Annotated in this window: 9 protein-coding genes; 1 reads left to right on the plus strand and 8 read right to left on the minus strand. The window is 37.2% G+C overall.

All coding sequences use genetic code 11. The features are described from left to right. Positions 1-9: 9 nt before the first annotated feature. Positions 10-3,360 (minus strand): DNA polymerase III subunit alpha, encoded by a 3,351-nt coding sequence (gene dnaE / locus AC6UDF_RS03030; protein WP_500706442.1) that lies wholly within the window; start codon positions 3,358-3,360, stop codon positions 10-12. A gap of 125 nt (positions 3,361-3,485) precedes the next feature. On the opposite strand from dnaE, the gene AC6UDF_RS03035 reads away from it, so the two are divergent. After that, positions 3,486-3,662 carry a YjzD family protein gene (locus AC6UDF_RS03035; RefSeq protein WP_500693794.1) on the plus strand — a complete coding sequence of 59 codons (177 nt, stop codon included), beginning with the start codon at positions 3,486-3,488 and terminating at the stop codon, positions 3,660-3,662. 45 nt (positions 3,663-3,707) lie between these two features. Here the strand turns inward: AC6UDF_RS03035 and pepT are convergent, their stop codons facing one another. From pepT to glyQ, 7 genes are read right to left on the minus strand one after another with little or no spacing between them, the layout of a single operon-like run. Next, complete coding sequence (pepT, locus tag AC6UDF_RS03040; RefSeq protein WP_500699455.1) at positions 3,708-4,946, minus strand: peptidase T; 1,239 nt, start codon at positions 4,944-4,946, stop codon at positions 3,708-3,710. Between the two features lie 11 nt (positions 4,947-4,957). Beyond that, positions 4,958-5,770 carry a Nif3-like dinuclear metal center hexameric protein gene (locus AC6UDF_RS03045; protein ID WP_500706440.1) on the minus strand — a complete coding sequence of 271 codons (813 nt, stop codon included), beginning with the start codon at positions 5,768-5,770 and terminating at the stop codon, positions 4,958-4,960. Continuing rightward, complete coding sequence (locus tag AC6UDF_RS03050; RefSeq protein ID WP_500693797.1) at positions 5,757-6,461, minus strand: tRNA (adenine(22)-N(1))-methyltransferase; 705 nt, start codon at positions 6,459-6,461, stop codon at positions 5,757-5,759. The genes AC6UDF_RS03045 and AC6UDF_RS03050 overlap by 14 nt, the downstream gene beginning before the upstream one ends. Positions 6,462-6,518: 57 nt before the next feature. Further along, positions 6,519-7,784 (minus strand): RNA polymerase sigma factor RpoD, encoded by a 1,266-nt coding sequence (gene rpoD / locus AC6UDF_RS03055; protein ID WP_500693798.1) that lies wholly within the window; start codon positions 7,782-7,784, stop codon positions 6,519-6,521. Positions 7,785-7,810: 26 nt separating this feature from the next. Continuing rightward, positions 7,811-9,631: a DNA primase gene (gene dnaG, locus AC6UDF_RS03060; RefSeq protein WP_500706438.1), complete on the minus strand. Its 1,821-nt coding sequence runs from the start codon at positions 9,629-9,631 to the stop codon at positions 7,811-7,813. A 45-nt stretch (positions 9,632-9,676) separates the two neighbouring features. Next, positions 9,677-11,755 (minus strand): glycine--tRNA ligase subunit beta, encoded by a 2,079-nt coding sequence (gene glyS, locus AC6UDF_RS03065; RefSeq protein ID WP_500706436.1) that lies wholly within the window; start codon positions 11,753-11,755, stop codon positions 9,677-9,679. Continuing rightward, the gene (gene glyQ, locus AC6UDF_RS03070) at positions 11,756-12,724 is read right to left on the minus strand and encodes a glycine--tRNA ligase subunit alpha (protein WP_500696652.1); all 969 of its coding nucleotides are present in this window, start codon (positions 12,722-12,724) and stop codon (positions 11,756-11,758) included. Positions 12,725-12,922: the final 198 nt, after the last annotated feature.

The following is a 12,922-nucleotide window of genomic DNA, read 5'->3' on the forward strand; positions in this document are numbered from 1 at the left end:
CAAAATTTATCATTGTGTAACAACGTTTCCCACTCCTAAAATGTCACGTAGATCATGCATTAAATCAGAATTAATGGCCACGTTATATGCTTTATCTAATAGTTGCTTTCGATCATCGGAAGCTCGATAAAGCAAAATTGGTGTTGAACCAGGATATCTTTTTATTATCCGGATTAAATCTTGATAGATTGAATCTCGATCATGATCTAACGCAATCTTTAAATAAAGCTTTTTTTGATGATCAACTTTTTTTAAAGACTGATGAACGACATTAGCAGCTGGTTCAATTGAATTTGCCACTAATTGAAGTCCCCGTTGAACCTCAATGTTTCCAGACACCAAAACCACTATTCCACTTTTTATCCATCCACTAATTTTAGCGTAAAGATTAGGAAAAATGGTCACATCAATATCACCAAACTGATCATTACCATCTATGAAAGCCATAAGTTGCCCTTTTTTCGTTCGGATCGTCTTTACATGAGATACAAACAAAATCATTTTCACGTTTTTACTGGGCTCATGAATATCATTAGTAGTTAAAGCATGCACTTGTTCTTGTAAATCAGTATAGTGACCAACTGGATGTCCGGTTAGGTAAGTTCCCAGGTACTCATTTTCCTTGTTTAGTTTCTCCCAATCAGAAAAATCATCAGTTCTTTTAATTTTGGGAGCCAACGCTTGAATTAATTCAATTGAGTTTCCACTTAATTCAGTAGAACTAATAAATTCTGGAATTGCATTAATTAATTCTTTTCGGTTATACCCAAAACCATCAAGCGCCCCTGAATAAGCAAGTGCGTTTAAAAGATCAATTTTTCTAAATCTGGGATCGATTCGACTGATTAATTCCTGTAAATCATGAAAATTACCATTTTGCTTTCGTTCTTCCTCAACATTCTTAATAAAATCGGTTCGTAATCCTTTGATGGTACGAAGTCCAAACCTGATTTTACCATCCTGATAAGTATAAACATCTTTACTCTCATTAATATCAGGACGCTCAACTTGAATACCTGATTCTTTGGCTTCTTGAACGTAATTCTTGGTCTTACGTGAATTACCGATCACCGAATTTAGCAACGATGTAAAAAATGGACCAGGAAAATGAACTTTTAAATAGGCCAACTGAAACGCCATTTTGCTATATGCAACTGCGTGAGACTTATTAAATCCATAGTCGGCAAATCGTTCCATATAGTCAAACGTTGTCTTTGAAACATCTTTAGAATATCCTTTTTTACTAGCGCCATCAATGAACTGGATCTTCATGTTATCCATTTCTTTTTTATGCTTTTTGCTCATCGCACGGCGCAAAATATCAGCTTGTCCCAGTGTAAAACCACCCATTGCCGATGCAAGTTGCATAACCTGTTCCTGATAAACAATAATGCCAAAGGTTGAACCCAAAATGTTTTTAATGGTTTCATTTGGATAGTTAACCGTCTGAGTTCCATTCTTTCTGGCAATAAACATATCAATATTCTTAATGGGACCGGGTCGATACAAAGCATTCACGGCTGCCACCATATCAAAATCATTTGGTTTTAATTTACGTAACACGTTTTGAATCCCAGATGATTCAAATTGAAAAACCCCATTAGTCTTACCAGATTGAAAAAGCTTCAAAGTATCCTGATCATTTAAATTGATGTCAGTTATTTCAAAATTACGATCAACTTTTGAATGAATAATTTCTAAAATGTTAGCCATTGTAGAGAGGTTTCTCAAACCCAAAAAATCAATCTTTAAGAGCCCCACGCTTTCAACATAATACTTGGAGTACTGGGTCATCAACAATCCATCATTTCCGGATTGAAGTGGAGCACGATCAACGATGGGATCTTCACTTAAAATTAAACCAGCAGCGTGAGTGGAAAAATGGCGTGGTAGTCCCTCTAGTTTTTCAGCAATATCAAATAGCAACCGATTGGTTTTACTATCAGCTAATAAATTTCTTAATTTCTGTGATTCTGATTCGGCCTTAGCCAGGGATTCATGAAGCTGATTTGGAATTGCAGATGACCACTTTGCCATTTGAGTTGGAGTCATTCCAAATACCCTGCCAACATCTCGAAGAGCTTGTTTGGCAGCTAACGTTCCAAAAGTCACAATTTGAGCAACATGTTCATTTCCATATTTTTGATGAACATACTGTAAAATATCATCACGCCGATTATCGGGAATATCTAAATCAATATCCGGCATCTGTGCTCGTTCTTCGTTTAAAAATCGTTCAAATAGCAAATTATACTTAATCGGATCCACATCGGTAATTTTTAAAGTGTACGCAACTAATGATCCCGCTGAAGATCCCCGACCAGGTCCAGTTATAATTCCTTGGTGATGAGCAAAATTTAAAACATCCCATACAATCAAGAAATAATCATCAAATCCCATCCGATTAATAACTTTTAGTTCAGAATCTAACCGGTCCTGATACTCATTACGATTAAGATGCGATTCATCCTTCAATCTTTCCTTTAAACCAAGTTCACATAATTGACGTAAATAGTCCTTTGAAGAAAGATTATCTGGAGCTTTAAACGTCGGTAGTTTAGGTTGCTCTTTGGGAATCGCTACGTCAACTTCATCAACCATTTTCTGGTTATTTAAAACCGCTTGATCAAGCCCTAGATTGTGATACTGAGTCTCAATATTATGACGATCCTTCAACCATTTTGTTCCAACCTGGTGCCGTTCTTCCATTGGATTTTTGATCACATCACCAGTTCCAATCGACTTTAAAACTTCATTTGAAAAATAATCATCTGCGTCAAGATATTCAACCGAATTAAGCGCCACTAAATCAACATCAGCTTGGACCCCTAGGTTCTTAAGCTCATTTATAATTATCTTAGTTCGATTTAAGCTAATTCCAACCTTTACTGCATTTGAATCGCTAACGCTCTTTACCTTAGCAATTAAGGTTTTGGCTTCGCTCATTCTTCCTACTTCAATTAGTTTATTTAACTCACTATTCTCTGGAAAAATGACAAATAAATGGTGAAGTTTATCCTTGATTTTTTCAACAACATTAGTTTGATCATTACTCATCAAAAGTGATGAAATTTTCATCAAATTCTTGTACCCGTCCTGATCCTTAGCAATCAAAATCAATTCGGACTTGTTTTCTTTAAAAAACATCCCGTCCAAAACTGCCGTTAAACCAATAATTGGCTTAATACCCTGCTTTTTTGCCTCATTATAAAAAGCTACCGACCCATACATCACATTCCGATCAGTTAGAGCCACACTTTGATAACCACGCGCACGAGCTTTTTCAATTAACTTAGGAACCGTATTGGTACTTTGAAGCAAACTATACGATGTGATGTTTTGTAACGGATTGTATCCCAAAATTTGTCATCTCCTTTCTTAATTCATATTCATTATAGCAAATGGACCCGATAAATTTTATTCGAAGTTTGTAATTGATTTTTTCTACTGTAGTGATAAACTACTGGTATTGAGAGGTGTTAATTATGAAGACGTTTGCTGCTAACTTAACTGGTGCTTTCTGGGGATTTGTATATGGCGAAATTATTGGTTATATTGGATCGGCCTTGGTTGGCGCACCTTATAATTGGATTCAAGTTGGAGTAATCGGCGCTGTTGTTGCCCTTATTGCCTTCAACGGAATTAAACTAATTAGTCGTTAATTAGAAATAAAAATAACCTGCAGGTTGAACCTGCAGGTTATTTTTTTAGTCTTTTGAAACATCCTCTGAAATCTTAATAATTAAATCGACAGCCTTTTCCATCGTTTGAAGCGACACATATTCAAAGCGACCATGCATGTTTTCTGGTCCAGCAAATAGGTTGGGAGTTGGAATCCCAAGAAAAGAAATCTTAGAACCATCAGTACCACCACGAACCGGATAAATATTTGGCTTAATGTTAACTTCATTCATGGCATCCTTAGCAATATTGACGGGTGTCATATCTTTCTTAATGATTTCCGCCATGTTGTAATATTCATCATGCATCTCAAGTTCAACTCTCCCATCACCATATTTATCATTAAACTTATTAACTAAGTTTTGAATGAACTGCTTGCGTTCGTTGAACTTACTCTTATCATGATCACGAATGATGTAATCTAATTTAGCATGATCAGTTACCCCATCAATCGCAAGCAGATAATAAAAGCCCTGACGATCTTTGGTATTTTCCGGTCGTTGGTCCTTTGGTAATTGATTATGAAAATCAATTGCAAGCTGAGAGGCATTTACCATCACACCATAGGCGTCACCAGGATGAACATCAGTTCCGTTGAATTTTATTGTGGCAGACGCCGCATTAAACGTTTCGTACTCTAAGTCTCCAAGTGGACCACCATCAACCGTGTATGCAAAATCAGCACCAAAATCAGTAACGTCAAATTGATCGGCTCCGGTACCAATCTCCTCATCTGGTCCAAACCCAACTACGATATCGCCATGCTTAATTTCGGGATGATCAACTAAGTATTTCATTGCCGTCATAATTTCAGCCACTCCCGCCTTATCGTCAGCTCCTAAGAGAGTTGAACCATCGGTAGTAATTAAAGTTTGACCAGCATACTTTTTAAGGGTTGGAAATACGCTCGGATCCAGCTGGTATTTGCCATCTTTATCAAGTTTAATAATCGATTTTCCATCGTAATTTTTAACTACTTGTGGATTGACGTGTTCTGAATTAAAGTCTGCAGTGTCTATATGAGAGATAAATCCAATCTTAGGAACTTTTTGCTTAACATTACTTGGTAAATCAGCAAAAACATAACCACTTTTTTCATTGGTTCGTACGTTTTCCATCCCAATATCCTTTAATTCATAAGAAAGTTCGTTTAAAAAATCAACTTCTTTAGGATCAGACGGAATTGTGTCAGAATTCGGATTAGATCTCGTATTCACCTTCACATATTTCAAAAAGCGATCCAGTAACTGCTTGCTATCAGCCATAACTATTCCTCCTATATAAACTCAAACGGATCCGTGTTTAGTTGCGATGCAAATACATTGATATCCCAACGATTTTCATCAGACCAGCGCGTAAACATTTCAGCTAACTTATTTTTACATATACTTTCAATATGGTGCCCGGGATCAATCGCAGACAGACCACTTGAAAGCATCTCTTGAGAAGTATGATAATACAAATCGCCAGTAATATAAACTTGAACGCCTTGTTCAATCGCTTGTCGATAGAACTTGCCACCGTCTCCACCTAAGATAGCAATCCGCTTAACACGCTGCTGATCATCATTTGTTACTATTCGTAAACCACTAATTCCAAACACTTGTTTACATAGTCGACCTAAATCAATGATTTTCATTGATTGTTTCAAGTTGCCAACGCGTCCCATCGAATAATTAGTAGGAAAACCCTTAGTATCCAAATGGGGTACCAGTCCAACGGTATTTTGAAGACCGATCGCATCTGCTAGCCAGTCATTCATTCCACCATTTGCATTGTCCAAGTTCATATGAGCCGCATAAACGGTAATATTATGTTTCAAAATATTAGCGTACATTTGATTTTGGGGATCAGCTAAATCTAAATTCTTTGCAGGATGAAACATCACGGGATGATGGGCAAAAATAAAATCAACGTTCTTGTTGATCGCTTCATCAACCACTTCAGGTCTAACGTCTAAAGTGGTCATGACGTTTTTAATACTTCGCTTTTTAGAACCAATTTGAAATCCAGTTGGGTCTTTTGGTTCAGCAAGTGAAAGTGGTGCGAATCGTTCAAATCTAGTAATTAAGTCATTAACGGTTGTCATCTAAAATCTCCTCTAATTCTTCGTTAATCTTTTGGATGTGTTGAATTTTTTCAAGAGGTGGATTAGTAGCATTATGCAGATTATCCAAAACAATCTTATTTTTCCGCATCCGATCAGTCCATTTTGCAATAAATGCTTGTTTTTGTTGTTTTAAAAGAATCGGTCCAAACCTTAGTTCCTGATTAGAATACTTAACCGGATTCGTTGATGGAGTTGCCAAGATCATTTCATAAAAATGACCAGCATCAAAAACAATGTTTTCAATATCGATCTTATACTGATTTGTAACTAACCAACTTCTTACTCGAATTTCATCAACGTTTGGTTGCAGAATTAGGGCCGTTTGTTTAGAAAGTTTCTCTTTGCCACGTTCAAGGATCTGAGTGATTAATTCACCACCCATCCCAGCAATCACAATTGCATTCACGTGGTCACTTGATTTAATCACATTAAGTCCATCTCCCAACCGGGTCACCATTTTATCACCTAAGTGTTGTTCTTTCATTTCCGATGTTGCGTTATGCAGTGGTCCAGGAGCAACCTCACCGGCAATCGCAAACTTAATCAAATTCCGTTTTAACAAATAAGCCGGAACATAAGCGTGATCCGAACCGATATCAGCTATTGTTGCCCCATTAGGAACTAAATCAGAAACTGCTTGTAAACGTGGCGATAACTTTTTTGCCGTCATCGTTTCCCTCCTAATCCAATAAAAAAGCAGCGATCCAGTTGGATCTCTGCCACATCTTTAATCTAAGAAATCTTTTAATTGTTTACTGCGTGATGGATGTCTCAGTTTTCTTAATGCTTTAGCTTCAATCTGTCGAATTCGTTCTCTAGTGACACCAAAGACTTTTCCAACCTCTTCTAAGGTTCGAGTTCTTCCATCATCTAACCCGAATCTAAGTCGTAAAACGTTCTCTTCACGGTCAGTTAACGTATCTAGGACACTTTCAAGTTGTTCTTTTAAAAGCTCATAAGCAGCATGATCAGCAGGACTAGTGGCATCTTCATCTTCAATAAAGTCACCTAAGTGGGAGTCATCTTCTTCACCAATTGGAGTTTCAAGTGAAACTGGTTCCTGAGCAATCTTAAGGATCTCTCTAACCTTTGAAGTTGGCATATCCATCTCAGCACCAATCTCAGATGGTAACGGTTCTCTGCCAAGGTCTTGGAGTAATTGACGCTGAATTCGAATCAGTTTATTGATGGTTTCAACCATATGAACGGGAATTCGAATGGTTCGAGCCTGATCCGCAATGGCTCGAGTAATTGCTTGTCTAATCCACCAAGTAGCGTACGTTGAAAACTTAAATCCCTTACGGTAATCAAACTTCTCAACGGCCTTCATTAAACCCATGTTCCCTTCTTGAATCAAATCAAGAAATTGCATGCCACGGCCAACGTAACGCTTGGCAATTGAAACAACTAATCGCAAGTTTGCTTCAGCTAATTCTTGTTTAGCTGTTTCATCACCCTGCTCGATTCTAAGAGCTAATTGTACCTCTTGATCAGCGGTAAGTAATGGAACTCGACCAATTTCCTTTAGGTACATTCTGACCGGATCATTAATTTTAACTCCCTTTGAACTGGAAGCATTTTTTAGTTCTTTTTGAGTAACTTTTTTAGCTGCTTTTAAAGCTCTGGGATCAGGTTCGCCACTTTCATCAACAATACTTATTCCTGAGTCTTCAACCTTTTCCATCAATTCGTTCATTTGTTTTTTATTTAAACTAAATGGAACCTGGAGTTCTTCCTCCAAGACCCCATAGGTGATGTGACCAACCTTCTTGTGCTTCTTTACAACGGCGTCAAAAACCTTCTTATATCCAGTTTTATCAAATTTTTCTTTACTCGTTGTCTTCTTTGCTCTAGTTGCCTTAGTTTTAGTCGTTTTCTTTGCAGTAGTCTTTTTAGTGCTCTTATTTTTAGGAGCACCGCTCTTTTTGGGAGCTGCTTTCGCAGTCTTATTTGTGGAATTTACTTCATTTTTCTTAATGTCTTTTTCTGCCATAAAAATTGCCTCCCATTACTGTATTCTTATTGATACTTCTTTTGCAGGTCCTGGTATTCTTTACCCAATTGGGCAGCCTTATCAGTATCACCAAGTTTAACTGCATCTAACATTTCTTGATACTTTGATTTAAGGGATACCCCACCAGTTAAAGCCTGCTTTATTATTTTAACACAATCGTCAACTTCTTTTTCACTTGGCTCATTAGATAAAGCAGCCATTTCAATATTAGCGAAAGTTGATTGCAAATCAGATTCCTTCAAAAAGTCACTAAATTCAGCAGGAACGTACTCGTCATGCGACTGAAAATAATGTTGTGCAAGTAAATAAATCGTTTGATACCCATCATGAACAAAACTAAAATCAGGATCATCGGTCACCTTTAGCCAAACATCATGATTATTCAACATTCGTGACAAAAGTAAGCGCTCCGCACTTTCAACTTTAGTAATCTTCTTTGGATTTCGATTCAAAACTTCAGGAGATGAGTCAGTCTTCAACCTACGAATTTGTTTTCTTTGCTGTTTATTGATGAAGGTCGAACGAATTTGTTTACATTGAACCGACAAAGCATTGATATCCAAGTCAAACTCATCAGCTAAATGTTTTAAATAAACACTACGTTCAACGGGTTTGTCAATTTTTGCAATCACATTAACAGCTTCATCTACATAATTTAGTTTTTCTTCATCATTACTTAAATCATACTGCGTTTTAAGAAAATGCAATTCAAAGGAAGTTGTGGTTTCTCGAGCACTTTTGATAGCATCTTTAAACTTGTCATTTCCATTTTTTCGTCGATACTCATCAGGATCAACCCCGTTAGGCATTTGAATCACGCCAACTTTAAACTTACCTTCACTACTTAAAAGGCTAATCGCTCGCTTAGTAGCCTTCTGTCCAGGTTCATCGCCATCATAACAAACGTATATCTGATTCGTTAACTGATTGAACTGATAAATTTGTTCGTTCGTCAAACTCGTTCCCATTGAAGCAACGCCGTTTTTAACCCCGGCCTGAAAAGCAGAAATAACGTCCATAAAACCCTCAAACAGAATTAAATTTTGCTCATTTCGAATACTAGACTTGGCAAGATCGAGATTATAAATAATCCTTCGTTTATTAAAGATGCTAGTTTCAGGACTATTTAAATATTTTGGAAGATCAGGATCTCGATGTAAGATTCTACCGGAAAATCCAATGGTCTTAGAATTAGGATCCCTGATAGGATACATGATCCGATTCGAAAATCGATCATTCAATTCACCACTCGAATTTTCAACAAACAATCCCGATTTTCGTAAAAGTTGAAAATCAGTTTTTTTGTTCTTAAAGAACGGTTTTAAGAGTCTTTGGCTAGGGGCAAATCCTAAGTTAAAAGTTTCAATCATTTCATCCGTTATTTTTCGTTCATGCAGATATTTTAATGCGGGAACTCCAAGCTCAGTGTTAACCAATACATGATGATAGAGTTTACTGGCTTCCTCATGAAGATTAATGAGGCTGTTCTTTTCTGAATTTACTGGAGATTTACTATTATCATTTTGAACTGAGTCAGGAAGAGTAATTCCCTCATCTTCTGCCACAGCAATAACAGCTTCTGGAAAGGAAATTCCTTGCAAATCCATGAGGAATTTAAAAACATTTCCACCGCGTCCACAACTAAAACAATGAAAAATCTGTTTACTTTCTGACACAGAAAAGGATGGTGTTCTTTCCTCATGGAACGGACACAAACCGAATAAATTATTTCCTGACTTCTTTAGATTGACATACTTACTAACAACGTCAGTAATGTTAGTCTTACTTAAGACATCATCAATTACCGTTTCAGGAATTTTTGCCATGAGATCACCATCCTTTCTCGGAAATCTATTCTAATATTAATTTTTTTATTTAACAATTATTTCGTCGACATCAGCAAAGTGATCAATCATTCTTGCTAAATTAGTCAATTCTGCCAGACGATTATTGCGAACTTTCGTGTCGTCTGCCATTACCATGGTTTTATCAAAATACTCATCAATGAGTGGCTTTAAAGAAGTTAATTCATTAAAAGCTTGGTTAGCATTCAATTCATTAAAGTTTGGGCTGATAAGTTTGATTTTATCATTAAAGACTTTCTCTGAATCATTTTCAAACAACTTTTCATCAACTTTAACACTACCAGCTGGAAAATGACCTTTTTGAGCAATCCGAACCACTCGTGTCAGTGCTTCAATTGATTCTTTAAAATTAGGATCATCTTTATGATCATTTAATGTCATTGCGGTTTCAACGTTAAAGTAAATATCACTGTCAGTTGATCCCACCGCCGCATCAATTAGATCATAGCGAATATCTTTCGACTTGAGTTGTCGTTTAATTCTTTCTTTAATAAACGCAACCACGTCAGAAACAATCTTAGTTTGATCTACTTTTGGTAAGACCGCTTTAGCTTTCTCTTCAGCAATCACTTGATTCATTAATGGCATAAGTGGTACTCGCCACTTTTCACTAACAACAATTCTAACAATTCCAGCTGCCTGCCTTCTTAATGCATACGGATCATTTGAACCACTAGGAATCATATCTGCAGCAAAGAAGGTCATCACACTGTCAAGTTTATCTGCCACTGATAAAACAGCACCTACTTTAGTTTTGGGAAGTTCCCCGTCGGATGAAATGGGAAGATAATGTTCACGAATTGCAGTAGCAACTTCCGGATCTTCACCCGCAAGCAGTGCGTACTTTTCACCCATTACTCCTTGTAATTCAGCAAACTCTCCAACCATCCCGGTAACTAAATCAAATTTATAAATTTCTGAAGCACGTTGTAAGTGTTTTAATTGAGTTTCATCTAATCCAACATCTTTCCCAATTATCTGGGAAATAACTTGAACCCGCTGCATCTTATCGTATTCAGAAGAAATCTTATCGTGAAAACTAACTGTTTTGAGCTTATTAACATAATCGTCAATTGATTGCTGTTGATCCTCATTATAGAAGAAATCAGCATCATCAAGTCTAGCAGTCAAAACTTTCTCGTTTCCGGCAACCACGTTATCAAGATGATTCTCATCCCCATTTCTAACGGAGACAAAATAAGGTAAAAGATTACCATCCTGATCTTCAACGTAGAAGAATCGTTGGTGGTTTCTCATTGAAGTAATCAATACTTCACGTGGAATTTTTAAGAAACGGTCGTCAAATTTTCCAGCAAAACTAGTTGGCCATTCCACTAAGTTATTAACTTCTTCAAGAAGATCATTATCAATATTGACCTTCCAATTGTTCTTTTTCGCAATCGCTTCAATCTGTTTACGAATTAAATCTTTTCGCTTGTTAGCATCGGCAATCACGTGTTGGCTGGTTAAAGCTTCTTCATAATCATCGGCATTTTTTAACTCGACGTCTTTTCCAAGAAAGCGGTGTCCCCAGGTGGTCCGTCCAGAATTAACATCAACAATCTGCATTGGGATCACTTCATCGTCCAGTAAAGCCACAATCCATTTAATGGGGCGAATAAATTCAAACTTGTTGGTTCCCCACTTCATTAACGTTGGAAAAGTCATTGATTTTATAACATCATTAAGACCACTTAATACTTCTTGAACTGGTTTTCCCGCTACGTGTTTTTCAACAAAAGCATACTTAGTTCCCTTAACATCCTTAAAGACGATATCATCAGGCGTTAATCCTTGTCCTTTAGTAAAACCAATTGCCGCCTTACTCCAATTGCCATCTTTGTCCTTTGCAATCTTTTCGGCCGGACCTCGAACCTCTTTATCAACATCTGGTTGTTTGTTAACTAAGCCAGTAATTTGAATTGCCAGTCTTCTAGGAGTAGAGAACTTTTTAATTTGGTCATAAGAAATTCTTTGATCTTTTAAATACTGAGCCGCTTTTTCTGCCAATTGATTAACACTTGGCGTCACGACATGAGCGGGCATTTCTTCTAATCCAATCTCCAACAAAAATGTCTTAGCCATCTACTTATCCCCCTTGCCATCATGATGCTTTTTGTTTTTCTTCTTACTATTTTTTGAATCATCTTTTAAAAGCTCTTGTCGTTTTTGCTCATCCTTAATAAGTGGAAAACCACGCTTTTTACGCTCAGCAACAAATGCTTTGGCGATCGCGTGTGCCATTTTTCGAATTCGTGAAAGGTAACCAGCACGTTCAGTGACAGATACGGCTCCTCTTGCATCTAGTAGATTAAAAGTATGACTACATTTCAAAATATAATCATAGGCTGGGTGAACTAGTCCAAGTGATATTAATCGTTTGGCCTCTTTCTCGTAAGCATCAAACATTTCGTGCAACATTTTTTGGTCTGATTCTTCAAAACTATACTTAGAATGCTCATATTCGGGCTCTTTAAAGATGTCACCATACTTAACTCCGTTACCCCATTCCAGGTCAAAAACATTGTTGACGTCTTGAATGTACGAAGAAAGCCGTTCCAATCCATAGGTGATTTCAACCGCAACTGGATCCATAGTTAATCCACCGACAACCTGAAAATAAGTAAACTGAGTTACTTCCATGCCATCGAGCCATACTTCCCATCCAACACCGGCACATCCCATTGATGGATTTTCCCAGTTATCCTCAACAAACCGAATATCATGTTCAAGTGGATTAATTCCTAGTTGTTCAAGCGAATTAATGTACAATTCTTGGATGTTGTCCGGAGATGGCTTCATTAATACCTGAAACTGATGATGCTGATAAAGCCGATTAGGATTTTCTCCATACCTACCATCAGCTGGACGTCTTGATGGTTCAACGTAACAAACATTCCATGGCTCTGGTCCAATCGCACGCAAAAAAGTGTACGGACTCATTGTTCCCGCACCTTTCTCAGTATCATATGATTGCATCCGCATGCAACCAAGCGAACTCCAATATGACTCTAGAGTACTGATAATATCTTGGACTGATAGTTTTTCTGTCATTAACTTCTCCTCCTAATCAATAAGCAAATAAAAAAACCTATGCAAAAGTACAATGACTTTCACATAGGGACGATTTATTCGCGGTTCCACCCTACTTCTGAACTTAATCAGCAACTCGAGATTAAATGGCTCCGAAAGTGCCAATTTATACCCACATTAACCATTTCCCACTAACATGGTTTCACTGAAATGTGATAA

Source organism: Fructilactobacillus sp. X2R6C1 (assembly GCF_059901295.1).